This window comes from Pseudomonas sp. E141 (assembly GCF_052659885.1).
In genome coordinates this window covers 3,920,637-3,944,454 of sequence record NZ_CP084024.1, presented here as the reverse complement: position 1 = coordinate 3,944,454, position 23,818 = coordinate 3,920,637, and the positions used below count along the sequence as shown (strand labels likewise).

At 60.0% G+C, this 23,818-nt stretch carries 26 protein-coding genes; 20 read left to right on the top strand and 6 right to left on the bottom strand.

All coding sequences use genetic code 11. The annotated features are described in order from the left end of the window. The first annotated feature begins 1 nt into the window (after window position 1). Window positions 2-970 (top strand): L-arabinose ABC transporter permease AraH, encoded by a 969-nt coding sequence (gene araH / locus GKKCFE_RS17545; protein WP_076383836.1) that lies wholly within the window; start codon window positions 2-4, stop codon window positions 968-970. Window positions 971-1,148: 178 nt separating this feature from the next. Here araH and GKKCFE_RS17540 read toward each other — a convergent pair whose 3' ends face one another. After that, window positions 1,149-1,529, bottom strand: a complete 381-nt coding sequence (locus GKKCFE_RS17540; RefSeq protein WP_047228215.1) for a Rho termination factor N-terminal domain-containing protein — start codon at window positions 1,527-1,529, stop codon at window positions 1,149-1,151. Between the two features lie 66 nt (window positions 1,530-1,595). Beyond that, entirely contained in the window at window positions 1,596-1,937 is a 342-nt protein-coding gene (locus GKKCFE_RS17535) for a hypothetical protein (RefSeq protein ID WP_188252048.1), read from the bottom strand. Window positions 1,938-2,116: 179 nt separating this feature from the next. Between GKKCFE_RS17535 and GKKCFE_RS17530 the strand changes: the two genes are divergently transcribed. Next, the gene (locus GKKCFE_RS17530; RefSeq protein WP_047228217.1) at window positions 2,117-2,599 is read left to right on the top strand and encodes a GNAT family N-acetyltransferase; all 483 of its coding nucleotides are present in this window, start codon (window positions 2,117-2,119) and stop codon (window positions 2,597-2,599) included. 5 nt (window positions 2,600-2,604) lie between these two features. Here GKKCFE_RS17530 and GKKCFE_RS17525 read toward each other — a convergent pair whose 3' ends face one another. Further along, a complete protein-coding gene (locus GKKCFE_RS17525) occupies window positions 2,605-3,237 on the bottom strand; it encodes a glutathione S-transferase family protein (protein ID WP_445576900.1) in 633 nt (210 codons plus the stop codon). Between the two features lie 187 nt (window positions 3,238-3,424). Between GKKCFE_RS17525 and GKKCFE_RS17520 the strand changes: the two genes are divergently transcribed. The 5 genes from GKKCFE_RS17520 (at window position 3,425) to GKKCFE_RS17500 (ending at window position 8,607) form a co-directional block, all read left to right on the top strand. Next, entirely contained in the window at window positions 3,425-4,405 is a 981-nt protein-coding gene (locus GKKCFE_RS17520) for a 2-dehydro-3-deoxygalactonokinase (protein ID WP_445576899.1), read from the top strand. 19 nt (window positions 4,406-4,424) lie between these two features. Then, window positions 4,425-5,045: a 2-dehydro-3-deoxy-6-phosphogalactonate aldolase gene (locus tag GKKCFE_RS17515; protein ID WP_047228220.1), complete on the top strand. Its 621-nt coding sequence runs from the start codon at window positions 4,425-4,427 to the stop codon at window positions 5,043-5,045. Window positions 5,046-5,094: 49 nt separating this feature from the next. Then, window positions 5,095-6,243 (top strand): galactonate dehydratase, encoded by a 1,149-nt coding sequence (dgoD, locus tag GKKCFE_RS17510; protein ID WP_047228221.1) that lies wholly within the window; start codon window positions 5,095-5,097, stop codon window positions 6,241-6,243. A gap of 190 nt (window positions 6,244-6,433) precedes the next feature. Further along, window positions 6,434-7,744 (top strand): MFS transporter, encoded by a 1,311-nt coding sequence (locus GKKCFE_RS17505; RefSeq protein ID WP_445576898.1) that lies wholly within the window; start codon window positions 6,434-6,436, stop codon window positions 7,742-7,744. A 59-nt stretch (window positions 7,745-7,803) separates the two neighbouring features. After that, window positions 7,804-8,607: an IclR family transcriptional regulator gene (locus GKKCFE_RS17500; protein WP_013693986.1), complete on the top strand. Its 804-nt coding sequence runs from the start codon at window positions 7,804-7,806 to the stop codon at window positions 8,605-8,607. Between the two features lie 6 nt (window positions 8,608-8,613). Here the strand turns inward: GKKCFE_RS17500 and GKKCFE_RS17495 are convergent, their stop codons facing one another. After that, window positions 8,614-9,666, bottom strand: coding sequence for an NAD(P)-dependent alcohol dehydrogenase (locus tag GKKCFE_RS17495; RefSeq protein WP_076383841.1), 1,053 nt, complete (start codon window positions 9,664-9,666; stop codon window positions 8,614-8,616). Between the two features lie 179 nt (window positions 9,667-9,845). On the opposite strand from GKKCFE_RS17495, the gene GKKCFE_RS17490 reads away from it, so the two are divergent. Then, window positions 9,846-10,736, top strand: a complete 891-nt coding sequence (locus tag GKKCFE_RS17490) for an AraC family transcriptional regulator (protein WP_047228224.1) — start codon at window positions 9,846-9,848, stop codon at window positions 10,734-10,736. A gap of 183 nt (window positions 10,737-10,919) precedes the next feature. Here the strand turns inward: GKKCFE_RS17490 and GKKCFE_RS17485 are convergent, their stop codons facing one another. Continuing rightward, complete coding sequence (locus GKKCFE_RS17485) at window positions 10,920-12,584, bottom strand: electron transfer flavoprotein-ubiquinone oxidoreductase (protein WP_445576897.1); 1,665 nt, start codon at window positions 12,582-12,584, stop codon at window positions 10,920-10,922. Between the two features lie 546 nt (window positions 12,585-13,130). Between GKKCFE_RS17485 and GKKCFE_RS17480 the strand changes: the two genes are divergently transcribed. The 11 genes from GKKCFE_RS17480 to GKKCFE_RS17430 all read left to right on the top strand — a co-directional run bounded on the left by GKKCFE_RS17480 (window position 13,131) and on the right by GKKCFE_RS17430 (window position 21,063). Further along, window positions 13,131-13,880 carry an electron transfer flavoprotein subunit beta/FixA family protein gene (locus GKKCFE_RS17480; RefSeq protein ID WP_007908338.1) on the top strand — a complete coding sequence of 250 codons (750 nt, stop codon included), beginning with the start codon at window positions 13,131-13,133 and terminating at the stop codon, window positions 13,878-13,880. A gap of 1 nt (window position 13,881) precedes the next feature. Further along, window positions 13,882-14,811 carry an electron transfer flavoprotein subunit alpha/FixB family protein gene (locus GKKCFE_RS17475; protein WP_107322026.1) on the top strand — a complete coding sequence of 310 codons (930 nt, stop codon included), beginning with the start codon at window positions 13,882-13,884 and terminating at the stop codon, window positions 14,809-14,811. Window positions 14,812-14,901: 90 nt separating this feature from the next. After that, a complete protein-coding gene (locus tag GKKCFE_RS17470) occupies window positions 14,902-15,726 on the top strand; it encodes a substrate-binding periplasmic protein (RefSeq protein WP_076386580.1) in 825 nt (274 codons plus the stop codon). Between the two features lie 9 nt (window positions 15,727-15,735). Next, entirely contained in the window at window positions 15,736-16,095 is a 360-nt protein-coding gene (locus tag GKKCFE_RS17465) for a DUF4398 domain-containing protein (RefSeq protein ID WP_139049474.1), read from the top strand. Further along, window positions 16,092-16,901 carry an OmpA family protein gene (locus tag GKKCFE_RS17460; RefSeq protein WP_076383844.1) on the top strand — a complete coding sequence of 270 codons (810 nt, stop codon included), beginning with the start codon at window positions 16,092-16,094 and terminating at the stop codon, window positions 16,899-16,901. The genes GKKCFE_RS17465 and GKKCFE_RS17460 overlap by 4 nt, the downstream gene beginning before the upstream one ends. Before the next feature lie 200 nt (window positions 16,902-17,101). Further along, entirely contained in the window at window positions 17,102-18,541 is a 1,440-nt protein-coding gene (locus tag GKKCFE_RS17455; RefSeq protein ID WP_107322027.1) for an aminotransferase-like domain-containing protein, read from the top strand. Window positions 18,542-18,630: 89 nt separating this feature from the next. Next, the gene (locus GKKCFE_RS17450) at window positions 18,631-19,107 is read left to right on the top strand and encodes a translation initiation factor 2 (RefSeq protein ID WP_445578053.1); all 477 of its coding nucleotides are present in this window, start codon (window positions 18,631-18,633) and stop codon (window positions 19,105-19,107) included. Between the two features lie 137 nt (window positions 19,108-19,244). Continuing rightward, window positions 19,245-19,499: a YkgJ family cysteine cluster protein gene (locus tag GKKCFE_RS17445; RefSeq protein WP_107322029.1), complete on the top strand. Its 255-nt coding sequence runs from the start codon at window positions 19,245-19,247 to the stop codon at window positions 19,497-19,499. Window positions 19,500-19,536: 37 nt separating this feature from the next. Beyond that, window positions 19,537-20,145 carry an START domain-containing protein gene (locus tag GKKCFE_RS17440; RefSeq protein ID WP_188252055.1) on the top strand — a complete coding sequence of 203 codons (609 nt, stop codon included), beginning with the start codon at window positions 19,537-19,539 and terminating at the stop codon, window positions 20,143-20,145. Window positions 20,146-20,283: 138 nt separating this feature from the next. Continuing rightward, complete coding sequence (locus GKKCFE_RS17435; RefSeq protein WP_047228233.1) at window positions 20,284-20,520, top strand: hypothetical protein; 237 nt, start codon at window positions 20,284-20,286, stop codon at window positions 20,518-20,520. 201 nt (window positions 20,521-20,721) lie between these two features. Then, a complete protein-coding gene (locus GKKCFE_RS17430; RefSeq protein ID WP_047228234.1) occupies window positions 20,722-21,063 on the top strand; it encodes a ribonuclease E inhibitor RraB in 342 nt (113 codons plus the stop codon). 95 nt (window positions 21,064-21,158) lie between these two features. On the opposite strand, the gene GKKCFE_RS17425 is transcribed toward GKKCFE_RS17430, so the two are convergent. Next, the gene (locus GKKCFE_RS17425) at window positions 21,159-21,971 is read right to left on the bottom strand and encodes a c-type cytochrome (protein WP_419417506.1); all 813 of its coding nucleotides are present in this window, start codon (window positions 21,969-21,971) and stop codon (window positions 21,159-21,161) included. 617 nt (window positions 21,972-22,588) lie between these two features. Between GKKCFE_RS17425 and GKKCFE_RS17420 the strand changes: the two genes are divergently transcribed. Then, window positions 22,589-23,794: an acetyl-CoA C-acetyltransferase gene (locus GKKCFE_RS17420; RefSeq protein WP_445576896.1), complete on the top strand. Its 1,206-nt coding sequence runs from the start codon at window positions 22,589-22,591 to the stop codon at window positions 23,792-23,794. Window positions 23,795-23,818: the final 24 nt, after the last annotated feature.

The window sequence follows — 23,818 nt, the reverse complement described above, 5'->3', positions numbered from 1 at the left end:
CATGACCATTCAAAACAATGCACTGCCAACGGCACGCAAACCCCTGGATCTGCGGCGCTTCCTGGACGACTGGGTCATGCTGCTGGCGGCTGTCGCAATCTTTGTGCTCTGCACCCTGATGATCGACAACTTCCTGTCACCCCTGAACATGCGAGGCCTGGGCCTGGCGATTTCCACCACGGGCATCGCGGCCTGCACCATGTTGTATTGCCTGGCTTCCGGGCACTTCGACTTGTCGGTGGGCTCGGTGATTGCCTGTGCCGGTGTGGTCGCGGCGGTGGTGATGCGTGACACCAACAGCGTGTTCCTCGGCGTCAGCGCAGCGCTGGTGATGGGGCTGATCGTCGGGCTGATCAATGGCATCGTCATTGCCAAGCTACGGGTCAATGCGTTGATCACGACGCTGGCGACCATGCAGATCGTCCGGGGCCTGGCCTACATCTTTGCCAATGGCAAGGCGGTGGGCGTGTCCCAGGAATCGTTCTTCGTGTTCGGTAACGGCCAGATGTTCGGCGTGCCGGTGCCGATCCTGATCACCATTGTCTGCTTTCTGTTTTTCGGCTGGTTGTTGAACTACACCACCTACGGGCGCAACACCATGGCCATTGGTGGCAACCAGGAGGCGGCGTTGTTGGCAGGGGTGAACGTTGATCGGACCAAGATCATCATCTTCGCCGTGCATGGTGTGATCGGTGCCTTGGCGGGTGTGATCCTGGCCTCACGCATGACCTCGGGCCAACCGATGATCGGCCAGGGCTTTGAACTGACCGTGATCTCGGCTTGCGTGTTGGGCGGGGTGTCGTTGAGCGGCGGTATCGGCATGATTCGCCATGTCATCGCCGGGGTGCTGATTCTGGCGATTATTGAAAACGCGATGAACCTGAAGAACATCGACACCTTCTACCAGTACGTCATCCGTGGCTCGATCCTGTTGCTGGCGGTGGTGATCGATCGAATGAAACAACGCTGAAATCTGCCCCGACCGGGCTGGACCCAATCGCGAGCAGGCTCGCTCCCACAGGATCTGTGCCGGATTCCGAACCCGAGCACGGCGCAGATCCCCCTGTGGGAGGCTCCGAACTCCAGTACGGCGCAGGACCCTGTGGGAGCGAGCCTGCTCGCGATGGCGTCATCCCTGACGCCAGCGATCAACCGGCCTTGCGCAGCGCTTCAACCAATTCCTGCTTACGCATCTTCGAACGTCCGGGAATGTTCTTCGCCCGGGCCTCTTTCATCAGGTTATCCACAGTCTGGGTCGCGCGGGAGGCCTTGCTGGTGCGCGGCTGACCCTCGCGGGTCTTGGCTGCGCGACGGGCCGATTCCTTGCGGTCGGTTTTCTTTTCTGCTGCCGGTTTTGTCTTCCCCGACCCACCGGAGCGTTCGCCACCGCCAGACTGCTTGTTGACCGTCGCCCAAGCACGAGCCTCGGCCTTGTCCTCGGATAACCCCTTTTTCTCATAACTTGCTTCAATGTGTTCGGCTTTGCGCTTTTGCTCGGCTGTGTATTTTTCTTTGCTTCCACGAGGCATGGGAATCTCTCCTCAAGTGTGTGAGCAGAGCCACCCGCCAGGAGCGCGTCGCTCGCTCCCTGGGGGTTACTGGCTGGCGCCGCCCTCGGAACCCGACCCGCCGGTGGTGGTTTTTGAGCCCGTGCCGGTTTCGGCGTTATCGGGCGCATTGGAGTCCGGCGTATTCATGCCGCCCTGACGACCAGCATCATTGCCCTGCACCCGCGGATCGGTGCCGTTGGCGGGAGGCTGACCATTGTTCAGGCCACCGCCGGTGCCATCGGTGTTCAACTTGGGCAGGCCCTCCGTGGCCGGGGAATTGGGCGCCTGTACCGGATCGGTCGGCCCGGTGCCGTCGGTGGTGGCTGCGAAAGCCGCCGAAGACAGCAGCGTGGCGAATGTGAATGCAGTCAGCCTTGATGAGATCATGGTGTCGCCTCCATTTTTTAGAATGCTTGCCTGATTTTGGGCTGTCCTGAATCCGGGTTGGTGCCTGACAGGCGACGAATGGTGCCGTAGGGGCCGTCACTCAAAATTTGTCTTCGAGGTGTGACGAGCGCAGCGTGGCGGCTTAGTATGGCGCTTTCAATTGGCTACAAGGCCCGTTCATGTCGATCCAGATTCGTCCTGCGCAACCCAGCGATGCGCCTCAAATCCTTGCCTTCATCACTGAACTTGCCGATTACGAAAAGGCCCGCCACGAAGTCATCGCCAGCGTGACGGACATTCAGCGCAGCCTGTTCAGCGAGGGCTCCACTGCCCATGGACTGATTTGTCTGCGTGATGGCGTGCCCATCGGTTATGCGGTGTTTTTCTTCAGTTATTCCACGTGGCTGGGCAGCAACTGCCTATACCTCGAAGACCTGTACATCACGCCTGATCAGCGCGGCGGCGGGGCAGGGAAGACGCTGCTGCGTCACCTGGCGAAAATTGCCTGTGACAACGACTGCGGTCGCTTCGAGTGGAGCGTGCTGGACTGGAACACGCCGGCCATCGAGTTCTACAAGTCCCTCGGTGCGCAACCACAGGAAGAGTGGGTGCGCTACCGGATGGACGGCAAGGTGTTACGGGATTTCGCTAACGGCAATTGAGCACTTCATGAGTGGGCGTCGGATGCCCACTCGGCAAACCCCGGCCGTTGTTCGAGTCGTTTGCAATAAGCGGCCACGGCCGGGTAGTCGGGGCGTTCCATGGGCGTCTGGCGCCAGCGATGCACCGACAGACCGATGAGCACATCCGCGAGGGAAAAATCCGCACCGGCCACGTAGGCGCCAGTGCGGCTCAACTGATCCTCCAGCAACCCCATCTTTTCGTTCCAGCCTTTGACCCCGGCGGCGATGCGTTGTGGGTCCTGAAACTCCGGGTTCTTGCGCACCAATGCATGAAACGCATAGCCCCATGACGGGTTGAGTTCGGTCGCTTGCCAGTCCATCCACTGTTCGATTCGGGCGCGCGCGGCCGGTTCGACGGGCAGTAGATCGTTGCCTCCATACTTGCCTACAAGGTAGCGACAAATGGTGTTGGACTCCCACAGCACACCGTTTTCATCAATGATCACCGGCACTTGGGCGTTGGGGTTGAGCGCCAGAAACTCGGGGTCATGGGTCGAGGCAAAGCCGATGCCCCAGTCTTCGCGCTCGTAGGCGATCTCTAGCTCCTGACAGGTCCACAACACTTTTCTGACGTTGATCGAAGAAGTGCGGCCGAGGATTTTCAACTGTTGTCCCATCCCTTTTTCCCTGAGTTGTTTGGCGTCCGATCAGAAACGTAGCAGGGTCTTGAGCAGATGGCGATTGGCTTTGTCGTCGATGCATTTAATCCCAATATATGGGAGTGATATTTATATATTGAGATTTTGTTGCGCTCAGGTTTATAGTCCGTGCACTCACTGCCAAAAAACAAAACAGGTGAAACGGATGCAGGCGCAATTGATTGCGCTCGATTGGGGGACCACCTCATTACGGGCTTACAAACTCGCCGCTGGTGGCGAGGTGCTCGAACAGCGCTCCCTGTCGTCGGGGATCATGCAGTTGCCCTCCGGGCCGCGAACGGTGGCCGGTCAGGTGTGCATCGACGGTTTTGAACTGGCCTTCGACGAGGCGTGCGGCGATTGGCTCGACGCCCAGCCAGGCCTGCCCGTGATCGCCTGCGGCATGGTCGGCAGCGCCCAGGGCTGGCGCGAAGCGCCTTACTGCGACACGCCTGCCAACGTCGCCAATCTCGGACATTCCCTGCAAATCATTCGTAGTCTTCGCGGTGTCGATGTGCACATCGTGCCGGGGGTGATCCAGCGTTCGCGGTTGCCCAATGTCATGCGCGGCGAAGAAACCCAAGTGCTTGGCGCCTTGCACAGCCTGCCGGATGAAGCGGTACTGATCGGCTTGCCCGGCAGCCATTCGAAATGGGTGGAAGTGGCCAACGGCTGCATCGTGCATTTCGACACTTTCATGACCGGCGAGATTTTCGCCGTGCTCAGCGACCACAGCATTCTCGGCCGCACCCAACAACGTGGCACGGCGTTCGATAGTCTGGCTTTTGATCGCGGCGTGCAGGTGGCGTTGTCGGTGGACGGCCAGATCGGCCCGTTGTCGACCGTGTTCAGTGCCCGCAGCCTGGGCTTGACTGGCGAGCTGAGTGCCAGCGCCCAGGCGGATTACCTTTCCGGCCTCCTGATCGGTCATGAGCTGACAGCCCTGGCCTCCGTGCAACGCCAACGGCGCGACAGCCGCCATCTGCCGACGGTGGTGCTGATCGGCAATTCTCAACTCTGTGCCCGTTATCAACGGGCCCTCGACGCCTGCGGTTTTGCCCGGGTGACCCTGGCCGAACAGGCCACCGAACGTGGTTTGTGGCAACTGGCTGTGGCGGCCGGGCTGCTCGCTTCCACCGCCCCCTGAACCTGACTGGAGGTCTGACATGCTCACACAAGCACTGGCGCACAACGGGCTGATCGCAATTTTGCGCGGTCTGCGGCCGGAAGAGGCCGCCGCTATCGGCGAAGTCCTTTATGGCGCCGGATTTCGCGTCATCGAAGTACCGCTCAATTCCCCCGAACCGTACGAAAGTATCCGCATCCTGCGCAGTACCTTACCCGCCGATTGCCTGATCGGGGCCGGCACGGTGCTCACGCCGGAACAGGTCGAGCAAGTGAAAGCCGCCGGCGGTCAAGTCATCGTTATGCCCCATAGCGATCCTAAGGTGTTGCGGGCGGCGAAAGCGGCAGGGCTGTACTTGTCGCCCGGTGTTGCCACGCCCACCGAAGCCTTTGCCGCACTGGCCGAAGGTGCCCATGTGTTGAAGATGTTTCCGGCCGAGCAAATGGGCCCGGCGGTGGTCAAGGCCTGGCTCGCGGTATTGCCGGCCGGAACCGTGCTGGTGCCGGTGGGCGGGATCACGCCGGACAACATGGCGGTGTTCGTCGAGGCCGGCGTCAAGGGCTTCGGCCTGGGTTCCGGGTTGTTCAAGCCGGGCCTGACGGCTGACGAAGTGGCGGTGCGCGCCAAGGCCTACGTGGCCGCGTGGAATGCCTTGAACTGAAGACTTTTCCAGCGCCCCGCGCGCTGCATCTGATAAGAGAGACAACAAGATGAAAATCACCAAACTGACCACGTTTATCGTTCCGCCGCGCTGGTGCTTCCTCAAGGTTGAAACCGACGAAGGCGTCACTGGTTGGGGCGAACCCGTGGTTGAAGGCCGCGCCCACACGGTGGCGGCCGCCGTTGAGGAATTGTCCGACTACCTGATCGGCAAAGACCCACGCAACATCGAAGACATCTGGACCGTACTCTATCGTGGCGGCTTTTACCGTGGCGGCGCGATCCACATGAGCGCCCTGGCGGGTATCGACCAGGCGTTGTGGGACATCAAGGGCAAGGCCCTGGGCGTGTCAGTCAGCGATTTGCTTGGCGGGCAGGTACGCGACAAGATCCGCGTGTATTCGTGGATCGGTGGCGACCGCCCGGCGGACACCGCCCGAGCGGCGAAAGAAGCCGTGGCGCGGGGTTTCACGGCGGTGAAGATGAACGGCACCGAAGAACTGCAGTTTCTCGACACCTTCGAAAAAGTCGACCTGGCCCTGGCCAACGTCGCGGCGGTGCGCGACGCGGTGGGGCCGAACGTCGGCATTGGCGTGGACTTCCACGGCCGTGTGCACAAACCGATGGCCAAGGTGCTGATGAAGGAGCTCGACCCTTACAAGCTGATGTTCATCGAAGAGCCGGTGCTCAGCGAAAACTACGAAGCCCTCAAGGAATTGGCGCCGCTGACCAGCACCCCGATTGCCCTGGGCGAGCGGTTGTTCTCGCGCTGGGATTTCAAACGGGTGCTCAGCGAAGGCTACGTGGACATCATCCAGCCGGATGCGTCCCACGCCGGTGGCATCACCGAAACCCGCAAGATCGCCAACATGGCCGAGGCCTACGACGTGGCGCTGGCACTGCACTGCCCGCTGGGCCCGATCGCCCTGGCGGCGTGCCTGCAACTGGATGCGGTTTGCTACAACGCGTTCATCCAGGAGCAGAGCCTGGGCATCCATTACAACGAGAGCAACGACCTGCTGGATTACATCAAGGATCCGCGGGTGTTCGACTATGACAAGGGTTTCGTGAAAATCCCTAACGGTCCAGGCCTGGGCATCGAGATCAATGAGGAGTACGTCATCGAACGCGCCGCCATCGGCCACCGCTGGCGCAACCCGATCTGGCGCCATGCCGATGGCAGTTTTGCTGAGTGGTGAGTCACGCCTGATCCACCCGCTTCCCCTGTGGGAGCGAGCTTGCTCGCGATGGCAATGTATCAGTCACACATGCGCCAACTGACACACCGTCATCGCGAGCAAGCTCGCTCCCACAGTCTGATCTTCGCAAGCAGGGAGATCTTCTTCGATGCGCCCGATTCCTCAATAAACATAAAAAGAGGCACCTCACATGCAAGCGCACACCCTGAGCGCGCAAGCGTCGTTGGTGACGCCCAGCCGCAAGCGTTTTTTCATCATGGTCCTGCTGTTTATCACCGTGGTGATCAACTACCTGGACCGCAGCAACCTTTCGATCGCCGCCCCCGCGCTGACCAGTGAGCTGGGCATCGATCCGATCCACGTCGGGCTGATTTTCTCGGCGTTCGGCTGGACCTACGCCGCCATGCAGATCCCCGGCGGCTGGCTGGTGGATCGGGTGCCCCCGCGTATTCTGTATAGCGTTGCACTATTGCTGTGGTCGGTGGCCACGGTGATGCTCGGTTTTGCCGCCAGCTTCATCGCGTTGTTCGTCCTGCGCATGGCGGTTGGCGCCCTGGAGGCACCGGCCTACCCGATCAATAGCCGCGTGGTGACCACCTGGTTTCCTGAGCGCGAACGGGCCACGGCCATTGGTTTCTACACCTCGGGGCAGTTCGTCGGGCTGGCCTTCCTGACGCCGGTATTGGCGTGGCTGCAACACGCCTTCGGTTGGCACATGGTATTTGTCGCCACGGGCGCGGTGGGCATCATCTGGGCGGTGATCTGGTACGCGGTGTATCGCGAACCGCGGGATTTCAAAGGGGTCAACGCCGCCGAGATCGAACTGATCCGCGAAGGCGGCGGGTTGGTGGATATCCAGGCCGATACAGCCAAGGCCAAGGCCAAGTTCAGTTGGGCGGACCTGGGGATCGTCCTGACCCAGCGCAAGCTGTGGGGCATTTACCTGGGCCAGTTCTGCCTGAATTCCACACTGTGGTTTTTTCTGACCTGGTTCCCGACCTACCTGGTGAAATATCGCGGCATGGACTTCATCAAGTCCGGCCTGTTGGCGTCATTGCCGTTCCTCGCCGCGTTTGTCGGTGTGTTGTGTTCCGGGTTCTTCTCCGACTGGTTGATCCGTCGCGGTTCCACGGTGGGGTTCGCCCGCAAGCTACCGATCATCGGCGGGCTGCTGATCTCTACGGCGATCATCGGCGCCAACTTCGTTGAGTCGACACCGTTGGTGATCGCTTTCCTGGCCCTGGCGTTCTTCGGCAATGGCCTGGCGTCGATCACCTGGTCGCTGGTCTCGACCCTGGCGCCCGCGCGGTTGCTTGGCTTGACGGGCGGGGTGTTCAATTTCATCGGTAACCTGGCGGCCATCGCCACGCCCATCGTCATCGGTTTCCTCGCCTGCGGCGATTCGTTTGCCCCGGCCATCACCTATATCGCCGTGCTGGCGTTGATTGGCGCGCTGTCCTACATCCTGCTGGTAGGGAAGGTCGAGCGCATCGAGTTGTAGTCCGACGGGGCGGGCGACCATAATGCCGCCCGTTCCCCGCTCACTGTTGAAGGCCGGATATGCAGCAAGACGATCCAAAAATCACCAAGGACGCGGCGCCCACAGGCACCCAGACACTGCTGCGTGGTCTGGGTGTGGTCCAGGCGGTCGCCAGCGGCGCCCGTGACCTGAAGGAAATCGCCCGGTTGATCGGCACCACCCGTAGCACCACCCATCGCCTGGCCAGTTGCCTGGTGGATGAGCGCTACCTGCGGGTGGTGCCGCAAGTGGGTTATCTGTTGGGGCCGAAGCTGATCGAGCTGGGTTTTCAGGCCCGGGAAGAGTTGCCGTTGGTGAGCCTGGCGGGGCCGTACCTGGACGAGTTGTCGGCGCTCACCGGTGACACTGTTCACCTGGCGATTCGCGAGGGCGACGAGGTGTTGTACCTGCTGAAAAATCCAGGGCGCAATGGCCCGGAAATGCGTTCGCGCGTGGGCCATCGCATGCCGCTGGCGCGTACCGGGATCGGTAAGGCGCTGATGCTCGATGATTCTCAGGAACAATGGAAAAGGCTGTATGAAATCAGCTTGCCGGCGGGAGGGAAGAATCAGTTCTGGCCCCAGCATCAGGAGCAATCCTGGGAGCAGTTCCAGCAGCGGATGGTGGAGTATGTAGCGGGTGGTTATGCCTTCGATCTGGAAGACAACGAGCCGTCGATTCGTTGCGTGGCGGCGCCGATCCGAGACGCCGGCAAGCGCATCGTCGCCGGTATCAGCATCGCCAGCACCGTACCGTATATGCCGCTGGAAAAAATGGCCGAGCTGATTCCCCTGGTCAAAGGGGTCACAGCCCGGCTGTCGGCGGAACTAGGCGCGAAGGTCTGACGAACGTCAGGCTTTGAGCGTCGCCATGTCGATGACGAAGCGGTACTTCACGTCGCCTGCGATCATGCGGCTGTAGGCCTCGTTGATCTGGCGGATGTCGAGCATTTCAATGTCGCAGCTGATGTTGTGTTCGGCGCAGAAATCCAGCACTTCCTGGGTTTCTGCGATACCGCCGATCAGCGAGCCGGCCAGGACCCGACGGCCCATGATCAGTTTGGCCGCGTGTACCGGCGGATCGATCGGCTCGACCAGACCCACCAGGATATGCACGCCGTCGAAACGCAAGGTGTCGAGGTAGGGATTGAGGTCGTGCTGCACCGGAATGGTGTCCAGCAGGAAGTTGAAATGTCCGGCGGCAGCGGCCATCTGTTCTGCGTCGGTAGACACGATCACGTGGTCGGCGCCCTGGCGTCGGGCTTCCTCAGCCTTGCTCGCCGAGCGGGTGAACAGCGTCACTTCCGCGCCCATGGCCTTGGCGAACTTGATGCCCATGTGGCCGAGGCCGCCCATGCCCAGCACGCCTACCTTGTCACCGGCTTTCACGCCATAGTGCTTGAGGGGCGAGTAGGTGGTGATGCCAGCGCAGAGAATCGGCGCGGCGCCGGCCGGGTCGAGGGTTTCCGGGATGCGCAGCACAAAGTGTTCGCTGACCACGATGCTGTTGGAGTACCCGCCCATGGTGTGGCCGCCGCTGATACGGTCCGGGCTGGCGTAGGTCTGCGTCATGCCTTGGTAGCAGTATTGTTCCAGGTCCGCGCGACAGGCTTCGCACTCGCGGCAGGAGTCGACCATGCAGCCAACGCCCACCAGGTCGCCAATCTTATAGCGGGTGACATTCGCACCAACGGCGGTGACTTTTCCGACGATCTCATGGCCGGGCATCAACGGATAAACGGCAATGCCCCATTCATTGCGGGCCTGGTGGATGTCGGAATGGCATACGCCACAGTAGAGAATGTCGATCGCCACATCGTCGGCTCGCGGGCTGCGGCGTTCGAACTTCATTGGGGCGAGGGGAGTGGTGGCCGATTGGGCGGCATATCCGATAGCAGTGTACATAATGGACCTCGCTAAGCAGTGAACGGTGAGGTGGACCATTGTGGGAGTCATGTCGCTTCGCGGCGATGGCGATTCCTACGCGTGTCGTGCCTATTCCTCCGACATTGGCTATGGTTTGATCCTACGAAGCATTAGACCTGCGATGATGCTTTCATCCCTTTTTTCGTGAAGTTTTTCCCATGTTGTTGACCCGTCATCTTGATGCCAATGCCCCTTTGGTCTCGCTGATTGAACCCCTGGCGACCCGCGACGGATTCGTGCCCACGCAGTTGCCGGGCGTACAGGTGCTCAGGGCCAGCCAGGACGTTGCCCGTGGTCCACAGCTCTACGAGCCGAGTCTGGTGATCATTGTCCAGGGCAGCAAACTGGCGTTCCTGGGGCCACGCACGCTGGAGTACGGTGCGGGGCATTATTTGATCCAGGCGCTGCCGGTGCCGTTCGAATGCGAAACCTACGCCATGCCCAATGCTCCGTTGCTGGGGGTTTCCGTGGCAATCGATCGGGCGATACTGGGGGAGCTGGTGCTGGCCATGGGACTGGTGCCGGGGCGCAGCCTTGCGCCGCAGACCCCGGAGTCGATGACGTGTGCGGTGCTCGATGACGCCATGCGTGGATGTGTCGAGCGCTTGTTGCACTGCCTGCACGATCCGTTGGAATGCCAGGTCATGGGGCAGGCGCGGCTGCGGGAGCTGCTGTTTGTCGCCTTGCGCGGGCCCCAGGCCGACGTACTGCGCGCGCTGGTGGAGCAGCAAGGACAGTTTGCCCGGATTGCCGCTGCCCTGAGCCATCTGCACGCGCATTTCACCGAGCCGTTGAACGTCGAGACGCTGGCCAGTTGCGCGAACATGAGTGCTTCGACCTTCCATGAACATTTCAAACGCAGCACGCTGTTGTCGCCGGTGCAGTACCTCAAACGACTGCGTCTGCTCAAGGCTCAGCGGTTGCTGCTGATCGAGGGCATGGGCGTGGCCCAGGTTGCGCACCAGGTGGGGTATCAGAGTTCGTCGCAGTTCAGCCGGGAGTACAAGCGTTACTTCGAGCGCAGTCCCGGGGAAGAGCGCGTCGCTTGATCACTCAGGATTCCTTGTGGGAGCGAGCCTGCTCGCGATAGCGCCTTGTCATTCAAGATGAATGTCGACTGACGCGCCGCTATCGCGAGCAGGCTCGCTCCCACATGGGTTCGGTGTGGTTGACAGAATCGCAGGCAACAAAAAGGCCCCCATGTCGGGAGCCTTGATGTTCAGCGAATCGGCTTACATATTCGGGTAAGTCGGCCCGCCGGCGCCTTCCGGCGAAACCCAGGTGATGTTCTGTGCAGGGTCCTTGATGTCGCAGGTCTTGCAGTGAACGCAGTTCTGGGCGTTGATCTGGAAGCGCTTCTCGCCATCTTCCTGGGTCACCACTTCGTACACCCCGGCCGGGCAATAGCGTTGGGCCGGTTCGTCATACAGCGGCAGGTTCTTGCTGATCGGGATGCTCGGATCGGTCAGCTTCAGGTGGCAGGGCTGTTCTTCTTCATGGTTGGTACCGGAGATGAACACCGAGCTGAGTTTGTCGAAGCTGATCTTGCCGTCCGGTTTCGGGTAGTCGATCTTCTTGCAGTCAGCCGCCAGTTTCAGGCAGGCGTAGTCCGGTTTGGTGTCATGCAGGGTGAACGGCAGCTTGCCGGCGAAGATGTTCTGGTCGAGCCAGTTGAAGCCGCCGCCGATGATAGCGCCGTACTTGTGAATCGCTGGGCCGAAGTTACGACTGGCGAACAGCTCTTCGTACAGCCAGCTGTTCTTGAAACTGTCGATGTAGGCGGTCAGTTCATCGCCGCCTTCGGATTCGGCGAACAGGCGATCGGCCACCGCTTCGGCGGCGAGCATGCCGGACTTCATGGCGGTGTGGCTGCCTTTGATCTTGGCGAAGTTCAGGGTGCCGAGGTCGCATCCGATCAGCGCGCCGCCCTTGAAGACCATTTTCGGCAGCGAATTCAGGCCGCCCTTGCAGATGGCACGCGCACCATAGCTGACGCGCTTGCCGCCTTCCAGGTACTGCTTGAGCACCGGGTGATGCTTGAGGCGCTGGAACTCGTCGAACGGCGACAGGAAAGTGTTGCTGTAGGACAGATCGACGATCAGGCCGACGACCACCTGGTTGTTTTCCAGGTGATAAAGGAAAGAGCCCCCGGTATTTTCGGTGCCCATGATGTCCAGCGGCCAGCCGGCGGTGTGCACCACCAGGCCCGGTTGATGCTTGGCCGGGTCGATTTCCCAGATTTCCTTCAGGCCGATGCCGTAGTGCTGGGCGTCGGCGTCGCTGTCCAGGTTGAAGCGCTTGATCAGTTGCTTGCCGATATGACCACGGCAGCCTTCGGCGAACAGCGTGTATTTGCCACGCAGTTCCATACCAGGGGTGTAGAGGCCTTCTTTCGGCTTGCCTTCACGGTCGACACCGAGGTCGCCGGTAATGATCCCGCGTACGACGCCGTTCTCGTCGAACAGCGCTTCCTGGGCGGCGAAGCCCGGGTAGATTTCCACGCCCAGGTTCTCGGCCTGCTGGGCCAGCCAGCGGCACAGGTTGCCCAGGGAAATAATATAGTTGCCTTCGTTGTGCATGGTCTTGGGCACAAAGAAGTCAGGGATTTTGCTCGCGGTCTCGGCGTTTCTCAGGACAAAAATGTCATCGCGCACGACGGGCGTGTTCAACGGTGCGCCGAGTTCTTTCCAGTCCGGGAACAATTCGTTCAGGGCGCGGGGTTCGAATACCGCACCGGAGAGAATGTGCGCACCGACTTCGGAGCCTTTTTCGACCACGCAGACGCTGATTTCCTTACCGGCTTCGGCGGCCTTCTGTTTCAGTCGGCAAGCGGCAGACAGGCCAGCGGGGCCGGCACCGACGATGACCACGTCGAATTCCATGTATTCGCGTTCCACAGGCTATCTCCTACTCAAGGCTCAACAGTTTTTTCTAATTGGAGGTTTGGCGTTGCATCCACGATCTGCTTCGCGAAATCGACGAAAGCGGCAATGAATGACCCGCGGTTCTCTCTTAAGCGGCGCATTATATCTACACCACTCTCAGGGTCCAATACAAACGTTTGTTTGAAATAGCCGCAGGCCAGATAAATCACTGACGTACGGCTTATGACTGACCATTTTGCCGTATTGACCGGAATGGGCGTTCCGGTCAAGATACGGGCGGTTTTGCGCTCGCCGTAGGCTGACTGTTGGTTCCAAGAGCACCTCTAAAGACAGGGCGAAGGCAGCACAAAGTGACGTATTGCGTGGTTCGGACGCGCAGTTTACACGCCGCGATAATGAATGACTCGTCGGTCATCACTGACGAACGGTCTTCACTCCCGTGAGCAAGGTCATGTGTGGTTCATGCCGGCGTTTTTAGAGGTGCCCTTGCGCCCATGAGCATCAACCGCCAGGTTCGCCTAGGCGACTTTCTTTTCACCGGAGAGTAACGAGGAATCCATGAAGGTTCTTGTAGCTGTCAAACGAGTGGTCGACTATAACGTCAAGGTTCGCGTCAAGGCGGACAACTCCGGCGTCGACCTCGCCAACGTCAAGATGTCGATGAACCCTTTCTGCGAAATCGCTGTAGAAGAAGCCGTACGCCTGAAAGAAAAAGGCGTGGCGACAGAGATCGTCGTCGTCTCCATCGGCCCGACCACTGCCCAGGAGCAACTGCGTACCGCGCTGGCGCTGGGTGCTGATCGCGCCATCCTCGTCGAATCCGCCGAAGACCTGACTTCCCTGGCCGTGGCCAAGCTGCTCAAGGCCGTTGTCGACAAGGAACAGCCACAGCTGGTGATCCTCGGCAAGCAGGCCATCGACAGCGACAACAACCAGACCGGCCAGATGCTCGCGGCATTGAGCGGCTACGGTCAGGGCACCTTCGCGTCCAAGGTTGAAGTGTCCGGCGACAGCGTTGCCGTGACTCGCGAAATCGACGGCGGCGCGCAGACTGTTTCCCTGAAACTGCCGGCCATCGTCACCACCGACCTGCGTTTGAACGAGCCGCGCTACGCGTCCCTGCCAAACATCATGAAAGCCAAGAAGAAGCCGCTTGAAGTGCTGACTCCGGACGCTTTGGGCGTTTCCACCGCCTCCACCAACAAGACCCTGAAAGTCGAAGCGCCGGCTGCACGCAGCGCGGGCATCAAGGTCAAGTCGGTGGCTGAACTGGTCGAGAAACTGAAAAACGAAGCGAAGGTAATCTGACATGACTATCTTGGTAATCGCCGAACACGATAACAAGGCGCTGGCTCCGGCCACGCTGAACACCGTTGCTGCCGCTGCGAAAATCGGTGGTGATGTCCACGTTCTGGTGGCCGGTCAAGGCGTTGGCGCCGTGGCTGAAGCCGCTGCGAAAATCGCGGGTGTGGCAAAAGTGTTGTCGGCCGACAACGCTGCCTATGCGCACCAGTTGCCGGAAAACGTTGCACCGCTGGTGGCCGAGCTGGGCAAGGGCTACAGCCACATCCTGGCTGCCGCCACGTCCAACGGCAAAAACATCCTGCCGCGCGTTGCAGCTGCGCTGGACGTCGACCAGATCTCCGAGATCATCTCGGTGGAAAGTGCCGACACCTTCAAGCGCCCGATCTATGCCGGTAACGCCATTGCTACCGTGCAGTCCAATGCTGCGGTCAAGGTCATCACCGTACGTGCTACCGGTTTCGACCCGGTTGCCGCCGAAGGTGGCTCCGCTGCTGTTGAAGCGGTGGCTGCTGCTCACGACGCCGGTATCTCCAGCTTCGTCAACGAAGAACTGGCCAAGTCCGATCGTCCGGAACTGACCGCTGCCAAGATCGTCGTTTCCGGCGGGCGTGGCATGCAGAACGGCGACAACTTCAAACACCTGTACGCCCTGGCCGACAAGCTGGGTGCTGCCGTCGGTGCTTCCCGCGCCGCGGTCGACGCAGGTTTTGTACCTAACGACATGCAGGTCGGCCAGACCGGCAAGATCGTTGCGCCACAGCTTTACATCGCCGTCGGTATCTCCGGCGCGATCCAGCACCTGGCCGGCATGAAAGACTCCAAGGTGATCGTCGCGATCAACAAGGACGAAGAAGCGCCGATCTTCCAGGTGGCTGACTATGGCCTGGTAGCGGACTTGTTCGAAGCCATCCCTGAGCTGGAGAAGCTGGTCTAATCCGGCGTCTTCACTTATAAAGAGCCCGGCCCTTTGGCCGGGTTTTTTATTATCTGCACGTTGTTGTCACTGCAAGGGGAGCATATCGCCATGGATCTTCGCCGTTTGGCTGGCGTGTCGTTGCTGTGGGCGCTGGCCGTCGTGCCAGGTCTGTCTGTCGCCGCCGGCAAGTGTGAACGTCTGATCGCCACCGGTAGCCCGGATGCGCCGCCCTACCTGTGGCAAGACCCCCAGGATCCCAAACACCTGATCGGCGCCAGCGCCGACCTGCTGGCGCAAGTGGCGACGGAGCTGGGGATCAAGATCGAATTGCTCTATGCCGGCAAGCGTGCTCAGGCCCTGGACGAAGTGCGCAGCGGACGCATGGACCTGCTCGTCGACGCCGCGCTGACCATCAGCGAGCTTGAAACCCTGGACTATGTTCATCCGCCCTTGCTGAATAACGATTACCTGGTGTGGACCCGCAAGGATTCGACATTGGTGATCGCTCAGCCCGAGGACCTTCATGGTCATCCCGGGGCATTGTCGCAAAAGGCGCGAATGACCCAGGCATTTGGCGTATTTGCCGAGCAGCAATTGTCCCTGACCCGTACCCCCAACCTGACTGAAGCCTTTCAAAAACTGCTGCTGGGGGAGGTGGAGTATGTCCTGGCAGGGCGTTACTCGGGCCTGGCGATGGCCCAGACATTGGGCATGGCCAATGACCTGCAGGCCGCGCCGCAACCAGTGGATACCCCGGGGCTGTTCCTCGCGGTTTCCCATAACTCCGCCTGCAATGACCCATGGTTGCGCGGACAGCTGGCGCAAAAGATGACAGAATTGGCCGCGTCCGGCCTGACGGAGGCTGTGTTGCAGCGCAATATCGAGCGTTGGAAAACACAGTTGCAGCCACCTGTTGGTGCCCCAAAACAGTAGGAAACATTAGTGACTATTCGACCTCTTTTCGCTGCCCTGGCCGTACTGGCTCTGGCGGGTTGCGCAGCCGATCCGGCGCCGAATGAACAGATTCGCCTGACCGAACAGGCGCTGGAGCAAGCCCGCGCCGTGGGCGCCACCTCCGAAGAAGTGCCCGAGTTGAAACTCGCCGAAGAAAAGTTCGCCCGCGCCAAGTCCAACATGGCCGATGAGTCGTTCAAGAAGGCCCGCATGCGCGCTGAACAAGCCGAACTGGATGCACGCCTGGCCGAAGCGAAGGTGCTGACCCTCAAGGGCGAGGAACACCTGAACGTGCTTAACACCCGCATCGAGCGCTTGCGCAAACAGTTGAGAGATGATGCCCAATGAAGCAGTCCCAAGTATTTGGCGGCCTGATTCTCGCGGGCCTGGCCAGCTTGTACGGTTGTGCGGGTCAGCGCAGCGAAGTGGCGCTGGAAAAGGCAGGTGCCGACTTCCAGAAGGTCAAGGAAGACTCCAACGTATTGCGAGCCGCGCCCAAGGATGTCATCCGCGCCGGTGAATCCCTGGCCCGGGCCGATCGCTTGTCCAGCTACTGGGGCAGCAGCGAGGATGTGCTGCATTACGCCTACCTGAGCCAGCGTTACAGTGAGATTGCCCGTGAGCACAGCAATCAGGTGCTCAATGAAGAGCGCGCGGCGAAGCTCGAACTGGAGCGCCAGCGCCTGCAATTGGCCCTGCGCGAGTCCAAGTTGCTGAGTGTCCAGCAACAGGGCAAGTGGCTTGAAGAGCAGATCATGGCGATGGCGACCACCCAGACCGATCGCGGCCTGGTGATGACGCTCGGTGACGTGCTGTTCGACACCGGCCAGGCGCAGTTGAAGAACTCGGCAAACCGGGTGGTGCTCAAGATCGTGCAATTCTTGCAGCTCAACCCCAAGCGTGTGGTGCGTATCGAAGGTTACACCGACAGCACCGGCGGCAAGCAGGAAAACCTCAAGCTGTCCCGTAACCGGGCCCAGGCGGTGGCGGACGTGCTGGTGGACCTGGGGATCGACGAAAAGCGCATTCAGGTCGAAGGCTACGGTGATGAGTTCCCGGTCGACGTCAACGCTTCCGAGCGTGGTCGGGCACAGAACCGTCGGGTTGAAATTGTGTTCTCCGACGAGAAAGGCCAGCTAGGCGCCGCCCGCTAAGGGCTGCGTTGCTGGAAAACCCGGCCCCTTCAGAGGCGCCGGGTTTTTTTGGGCCTGCGAATCAGTGATTCATGAGTACAGTTGGGGCTGTCACTGCCCTGTAGGGTCGGGTAATCTGGCAACTGTCCCAGTACACTTCTAAACTGTTCCGGTACTATCTCTCACAAAAATAAAATGCCCGTGAAATCGAGTGCTGCGTCATGACCAACCTCTTGCTCTATCAACGTATTGCCCAACAACTGGCTGAAGACATCCGGCGCGGTGTGTATCAGCCCGGCGAACGTGTGCCTTCGGTGCGCAAGATGAGCTCGCAGCTCAACGTCAGCCATGCGACGGTGCTGCAGGCCTACGCCAACCTTGAAGATCAGGGGCTGATCCGTGCGCGGCCGCAGTCCGGTTACTACGTGCATCAAACCCCGGCCCTGACGGCGCCGACGCCGGACATCGCGCGGGTCGAGCGTCCGGGGCTGGTCACGCGCAGCAGCATCATCCAGCAGGTGTTGGTTGAGTCGCGCCGCGAAGGGGTATTTCCCCTGGGCGCGGCGGTGCCGAGCGTCGACTACCTGCCTGTACGAGCGCTGCACCAGCAACTGGCCAAGGTCACGCGCTTCCACAGCCCGCGGGCGTTCAGCTACATGTTCAGCCCGGGCTTCGAACCCTTGCGCCGCCAAGTGGCGATTCGCATGCGCGATGCCGGGGTCGTGGTGGATCCCTCCGAGGTGGTGATCACTCACGGTTGCGTGGATGCCCTGCAAATGTCCTTGCGGGTGCTGACCCGGCCAGGAGACCTGATCGCCGCCGAGTCGCCGACCTACTACGGCTTGCTGCAACTGGCGGATCTGCTGGGCCTCAAGGTCATCGAGATCCCCAGCGACCCGGTCACCGGCATGAGCCTGGAAGCCCTGCAACTGGCGGCCAATCAGTGGTCGATCAAGGCGCTGGTGCTGACCACGCGCTTGAGCAATCCCCTCGGTGGGACGATGCCCGAGGAGCGGCAAAAGCAACTGTTGCGCCTGGCCTCGGATTTCGACATCCAGATTGTTGAAGACGATATTTATGGCGAGTTGATGTTCGAGCAGGGACGCACCAAGGCGCTCAAGGCCTATGACCGGTTGGACCGAGTCATTTACTGTTCGAGTTTTTCCAAGACGTTGTCACCGGGCGTGCGCATTGGTTGGATGATTGCCGGTAAATTCCAGCAGGAAATCCAACGGCTCCAGACCTTCAGCACGCACTCGGCATGCAGCGTCACGCAGATGGGCATCGCGGCGTACCTGGAAAATGGCGGCTATGATCGGCACTTGCGTTATATCCGCCAGGAGTACCGCAAAAACCTCAGTGCCTTTCAGTTGGCAGTGCAGCAATACTTTCCCGAAGGTACGCAAATGAGCCGGCCTAATGGAGGCTTCATTCTGTGGGTCAGTCTGCCGGGGCGGGTCAACACTCAGGAGTTGCATGTACGGGCGTTGCAGCAAGGTATCAGCATTGCACCAGGGCTGATTTTCAGTAACACCGAACAGTTCAACCATTGCATCCGCCTCAATTGCGGTACGCCTTGGAACCGCGAAGCTGAACGGGCCTTGATGACGCTCGGCTTGCTGGCCACCCAACTGTGCCAGGAGACCACCAGCGGTTTTTGATAGAAACTGGCGGCTCCTGCCTGATGTGCTTGTCAGCGGCTGAGTAACAGGCGAGCATGGGGATCTCTGCCGTAAGTGCCGTAGTGTCTATGAAAGCCATTGCTCCTGCCGCCTGGGTTTTGATCGGCCTGTTGACTGCCTTCCATTCGGAAGGTGTCGTGGCTGCGTCGGCGCAGGAGAAACCGGCCGCCAGTGCCACTAAAAGCGCCTCGAAGAAAAAACCGGCAGTTGTTAAAAAAGCGCCGGCTAAAAAAGCTGCGGCAGCGAAGAAAAAGCGCGCCCCTGTCGCTTCCAAGAGTCAATCTGCCCGCGAGGTCGCCAAAACCCGGTTACCGCCGGCCAAGCTGGATTTGAGCCTGCCTCAAGACATGGTCGAGGATCTGCAGCCTCCGGGGGCGGTGCCGTTACCCAAGCGTGAGCCTTTGTTGCCCTCCATGTTTGGGGAAAAACCGGGACCGTTTCAACTCAATGGCCGTTTGCTGAGCAATGAAATGCAATTGCCATTGCGCAATCAAGAGCGCAATGAAGTCGAAGGCGCGGCGTTGGATTTCGAATTCAAGCAGTAATCCTCCCTCTCGCCGCTGACTGTAGGGTCATCCTGGCGTAAAAGAAAAAACACACGGACGGTAATTTAAAACGAGTGTTTTAGCCGTTACTCTGTGTTCTGTTACCAATCATTACTTGCCGTGAGGATGTTGTCGTCATGAAATGCCGCGAAGGCTGTGGCGCCTGCTGCATCGCCCCTTCCATCAGTTCGCCGATTCCTGGCATGCCCCACGGCAAGCCGGCGGGCGAACGTTGCGTGCAGCTGTCAGTCGATAACCTGTGCCAGATATTCGGCCAGCCGGAGCGACCGAGGGTGTGCTCGGCGTTCGAGGCCGACATCGAGGTCTGCGGCAACAGCTCTGAAGACGCCATCCGGCTGATCGGTTGGTGGGAGCAAATCACGGCAGCGTAATGGGCCAGTTCGGAACTTCGATAACAAGGAAAAAACTATGGGTTCGCTGCATCGTATGGCTGTGTTGTGTGGTTTGACCGTGCTGCTGGCAACGGCTACCGCCCAGGCAGAAGACTGGAAAGTCGCCAAGGAAGAGGACGGCATCAAGGTTTCACTCAGTGAAGTGGCCGGTTCCAAGTACAAGGCCTACCAAGGCGTGACCGTCATGAAAACCACCATGGCCAAGCTGCAAGCGCTTCAGGAAGACGTTTCGGCTGCCTGTGCCTGGATTCACGAATGCAAGAGCCAGGAGCTGCTCAAGCATGAAGGGGACCAGAGCTGGACCTACACCCAGTTCAACACGCCCTGGCCGGTTACCCCGCGGGACTCGGTGTTGCAAGTGACCACCGTCAAAGGTGCCGATGGCAGCCTCACCCGCAACCTCAAGGGCGTGCCAACCTACATGCCTGAAAAAAAGGGTTTTGTGCGGGTCACTCAAGTTGAAGGCTTCTGGAAATTCACGCCCAAGGACGCCGGCCAGGTCGAAGTGATCTATCAGGTCCACACCGAACCAGGTGGCGATGTTCCTTCCTGGCTGGCCAACAAGTTCGTGGTGGATGCGCCGTTCAATACGTTGAAAGCCTTGAAAGCACGTGCCGAGAAATAATCACTTGCGCTGCATGAAAAAACCGCCCGTGAGGCGGTTTTTTCATGGCCGCCGTCCAACGACTGAGCGGAACGATTGTTCAGCCCTGAATGTCGAGATAGAGGTAAGTCAGGCCCTGAATTGATCGAGGAGACACCGATGCAAAAGTGGGAAATCACTTTCGTTGATGATCACGGCGAAGCCATCGCCGAGCGGTTCGACTATGAACAGGAGCCCACGATGGAGCAGGCTGCGCAGTTGATTCGCCAAAAGCTGCTCCCCGTACCCGCCAAGCTTGATCTCAATGACCTGGAGGGCCGCACCGCAGACCCTACGGTCAAGAATCTCAAATCCCAGCACAGTATCGAAATCATCAGCATTACACCGATTTCATGAAGTCACTGCCTGGCCCCGCTTGGCAGTGACCACTACTTGCAGCTACTCTGCAATTGAGATCAGCGAAAGGATCGCTTAGGTCCGGTCTTGTCAGCTACATGCTTGTGTCCCGACGGTAATTTGATGCCGTATCGCTGCAACCCAAGGGTTGCCCGCACGGGAAGACGGAAAGTCTATCCATCGGTTTGAGGAGGACGTTTCATGAGCACAGCCTATCAAGAAGACATCAGCACCAGTGTGCTTCGCCGCATGAAAGAAGGCGGTTTCGATTTCTCACAATTCCATCCCATCGAGTTCTACGCCATTTTCCCGGATGAGGAGCGGGCGCGCAGGGCGGCAGGTCAATTTCGGGGTGAGTCATTGAATGCACAGATCAGCGCACGGGATGACGGCGCCTGGTCATTGGAGTTGAGCCGGGTGATGTACGCCACCTACGATGACATTGGAGACTTCGAACAAAACTTCGAGGCGGTGGTGGAGCCTTTGGGTGGCATCATCGAGGGTTGGGGTGTCAAACAGGAAATACGGCGCCTGCACGCCTGACCGTTCATTCACGCAACCCGAGCAACGGCTGACCCATGTGTCGGCCGTTTTCATAGGTGTGCTCCCACCAGATTACTTCAGGCACAAAACCGACTTCATGGGGCCAACGGCTGTTTACGCCCCGCCATGTGCTTGAGATACCCCACCAGCAGATCCAGCTCCGCATCCGGCAGCACCGTGGCCGAGAACGCCGGCATCTTCCCTTGGGGCCAGCGACGCAGGCTTTGTGGGTCGCGGATATAGCGCTTGAGGAAATCCCCGGAAAAGTACTCGGTAGGATTGAAGGGGATGTTCAGGTCCGGGCCAAACTGCGCGTCGCCTGCGCCGTTGAGCCGATGGCAAGCCAGGCAGTTTTTCTGGAACAGTTCAAAGCCCTTATAGACCGGGTCAGCCTGAGTCACCGTGGGCGCCGGCAGCAGGGCAGGGAAGCGCTCGGCTACCGCTGACAGGCGCTTGATGGTCGCTACCGCGTACGGCCATTGTTCGGGGCTGATGTGACCTGCCAGGGGGTTGGTCCAGACCAGATAGAAAGGCCCGGCGCTGCCCTTGCCTTCACCCAGTGGGGGCCAGGGGTGGGCCGGGTCTTCGATCGCCAGCCAGGCTCGCGCGCCGTTTGTGTTGAGTAACGGTGCTGCGGGCAATTCGGCGGCAAATCCGTCCAGCGCCACGGCCTGGAGATGGTCGTCGGGCTCGACGCCAGTCAACAGCGCTGTCAGCGGCACGGCGCGATAATTCATCGGCTTTTTGTAGGAAACGTCTTCAGCGATCTGGATCGTTCGGGCTTCAGGATGCTGGAGCAGTTCTTCGGTCTGCCAGGTGCGGGCAGTCGTGCCCAGCTCCAGCACCAGCTGCGCGGCAAACAAGGGCGTGCTGAGCAGCAGCGCGCCGAACACAATGAGAGCTTTCACGAGGGTCGTCTTCCATGTCGAGGGAGTGCCGCAAAGGTTGGCACAGCCACCGCGACTCGAACAACGAACTCGTCACATTTTTTGATGATACAAGCGCTACCGCTTGCCGATGGTACAGGCACCCGCGCGCCGGATTCAGCCGATCACCTTGGTGATATTCGGCACAATCAACAGCAGCGTCGTGGCGAAGAGAATGAGTCCGGCTTGGCGAACTTTCGAATGTTTGAACATGGCTGACCCGCCTTTTTTGTTATTTCCTGAGGCCAGCCTGCATATCTCCTGACGGCTGGCGTTGCACTTCCTGTCTGACAAGCGCCTCGGCAAAACCCGACGACTATCTTGTACAAGGATTACATTAGGGGCCGCAGCCGCCTTGGCTTAGATCCAATTCGTATTAGTTTGCTGCCGTCCGCTCTTAAAGTGGTATGAGGCCTAGTGCCACCTTCGTGAAGGCCCTTTTGCTAGACACTTTGCTCACCTGAATCGGTTAACCCGATAGCATGCTACCGTTCGTCTGAGCGTGGCCGTCAACGTGGTTGAGCACTGCGGTCATTGAATCTCGGGCCGCTGGGCTTATGGTTGGAGCTATTGCATTGTCCCAGTGGTTTGAGGATGTCATGACCGAAGCTTTGATTTTTGACGCATTACGCACCCCCCGTGGCAAGGGCAAGGCCGATGGCGCTTTGCACAGCGTCAAGCCGGTGAACCTGGTGGGCGGCCTGCTCACCGCCCTGCAGCAGCGCATGGGCCTGGACACCAGTCAGGTTGACGATATCGTGCTCGGTTGCGTGACGCCGATAGGTGATCAGGGCGCCGACATCGCCAAGACCGCCGCGCTGATCGCCGATTGGGATGTCAGCGTGGCAGGCGTGCAGCTCAACCGGTTCTGCGCCTCGGGCCTGGAAGCGGTAAACCTGGCGGCGATGAAAGTGCGCTCCGGGTTCGAGGATCTGGTGGTGGCCGGAGGTGTCGAATCCATGTCTCGCGTGCCCATGGGCAGCGACGGCGGCGCTTGGGCGCTGGATCCTCAATCCAACCTGCAGGGCCACTTCACACCTCAGGGCATCGGTGCTGACCTGATCGCAACCCTGGAGGGCTTCAGCCGCGAGGACGTCGATGCTTTCGCGCTGCACTCCCAGCAAAAGGCCGCCCGGGCCCGGGCCGACGGTTCGTTCAACAAATCCCTGGTGGCGGTGCGGGACCAGAATGGCATCGTGCTGCTGGATCACGACGAATTCATCCGTGCGGACTCGACTCTGGAGGGCCTGGGCAAGCTCAAGCCGAGTTTCGAAGCCATGGGCCAGATGGGCTTCGACGCTACGGCGCTGCGGGTCTACAGCCATGTGGAACGGATCAACCATGTCCACACGCCGGGCAACAGTTCCGGCATCGTCGATGGGGCGGCGCTGATGCTGATCGGTTCCGAAGCCAAGGGGCAGGCGCTGGGGCTGCAACCGCGGGCGCGGATCGTCGCCACGGCTGTCACCAGCACCGATCCGACCATCATGCTCACCGGCCCGGCGCCGGCTACCCGCAAGGCCCTGGTGAAGGCTGGGCTGCGGGTGGAGGACATCGACCTGTTCGAAGTCAACGAAGCGTTCGCCTCAGTGGTGCTCAAGTTCATCAAGGACATGGCCGTCGACCCTGCCAAGGTCAACGTCAACGGCGGCTCCATTGCCATGGGGCATCCTTTGGGGGCTACAGGCTGCGCAATCCTCGGCACTTTGCTCGATGAGTTGGAGGCGCGTCACCTGCGCTATGGCCTGGCGACGCTGTGTGTCGGCGGCGGCATGGGCATTGCCACCGTTATTGAACGTCTCTGAGCCCCGATTTCAAGGAATACTTTT

Coding starts and splice junctions, on each gene's coding strand:
- GKKCFE_RS17460 (WP_076383844.1), top strand. CDS start 16,092: ATGAAGCAGTCCCAAGTATTTGGCGGCCTGATTCTCGCGGGCCTGGCC.
- GKKCFE_RS17535 (WP_188252048.1), bottom strand. CDS start 1,937: ATGATCTCATCAAGGCTGACTGCATTCACATTCGCCACGCTGCTGTCT.
- GKKCFE_RS17470 (WP_076386580.1), top strand. CDS start 14,902: ATGGATCTTCGCCGTTTGGCTGGCGTGTCGTTGCTGTGGGCGCTGGCC.
- GKKCFE_RS17525 (WP_445576900.1), bottom strand. CDS start 3,237: ATGGGACAACAGTTGAAAATCCTCGGCCGCACTTCTTCGATCAACGTC.
- GKKCFE_RS17420 (WP_445576896.1), top strand. CDS start 22,589: ATGACCGAAGCTTTGATTTTTGACGCATTACGCACCCCCCGTGGCAAG.
- GKKCFE_RS17500 (WP_013693986.1), top strand. CDS start 7,804: ATGCAGCAAGACGATCCAAAAATCACCAAGGACGCGGCGCCCACAGGC.
- GKKCFE_RS17480 (WP_007908338.1), top strand. CDS start 13,131: ATGAAGGTTCTTGTAGCTGTCAAACGAGTGGTCGACTATAACGTCAAG.
- GKKCFE_RS17520 (WP_445576899.1), top strand. CDS start 3,425: ATGCAGGCGCAATTGATTGCGCTCGATTGGGGGACCACCTCATTACGG.
- GKKCFE_RS17495 (WP_076383841.1), bottom strand. CDS start 9,666: ATGTACACTGCTATCGGATATGCCGCCCAATCGGCCACCACTCCCCTC.
- araH (WP_076383836.1), top strand. CDS start 2: ATGACCATTCAAAACAATGCACTGCCAACGGCACGCAAACCCCTGGAT.
- GKKCFE_RS17530 (WP_047228217.1), top strand. CDS start 2,117: ATGTCGATCCAGATTCGTCCTGCGCAACCCAGCGATGCGCCTCAAATC.
- GKKCFE_RS17440 (WP_188252055.1), top strand. CDS start 19,537: ATGGGTTCGCTGCATCGTATGGCTGTGTTGTGTGGTTTGACCGTGCTG.
- GKKCFE_RS17430 (WP_047228234.1), top strand. CDS start 20,722: ATGAGCACAGCCTATCAAGAAGACATCAGCACCAGTGTGCTTCGCCGC.
- GKKCFE_RS17445 (WP_107322029.1), top strand. CDS start 19,245: ATGAAATGCCGCGAAGGCTGTGGCGCCTGCTGCATCGCCCCTTCCATC.
- GKKCFE_RS17455 (WP_107322027.1), top strand. CDS start 17,102: ATGACCAACCTCTTGCTCTATCAACGTATTGCCCAACAACTGGCTGAA.
- GKKCFE_RS17505 (WP_445576898.1), top strand. CDS start 6,434: ATGCAAGCGCACACCCTGAGCGCGCAAGCGTCGTTGGTGACGCCCAGC.
- dgoD (WP_047228221.1), top strand. CDS start 5,095: ATGAAAATCACCAAACTGACCACGTTTATCGTTCCGCCGCGCTGGTGC.
- GKKCFE_RS17435 (WP_047228233.1), top strand. CDS start 20,284: ATGCAAAAGTGGGAAATCACTTTCGTTGATGATCACGGCGAAGCCATC.
- GKKCFE_RS17515 (WP_047228220.1), top strand. CDS start 4,425: ATGCTCACACAAGCACTGGCGCACAACGGGCTGATCGCAATTTTGCGC.
- GKKCFE_RS17540 (WP_047228215.1), bottom strand. CDS start 1,529: ATGCCTCGTGGAAGCAAAGAAAAATACACAGCCGAGCAAAAGCGCAAA.
- GKKCFE_RS17475 (WP_107322026.1), top strand. CDS start 13,882: ATGACTATCTTGGTAATCGCCGAACACGATAACAAGGCGCTGGCTCCG.
- GKKCFE_RS17450 (WP_445578053.1), top strand. CDS start 18,631: ATGAAAGCCATTGCTCCTGCCGCCTGGGTTTTGATCGGCCTGTTGACT.
- GKKCFE_RS17490 (WP_047228224.1), top strand. CDS start 9,846: ATGTTGTTGACCCGTCATCTTGATGCCAATGCCCCTTTGGTCTCGCTG.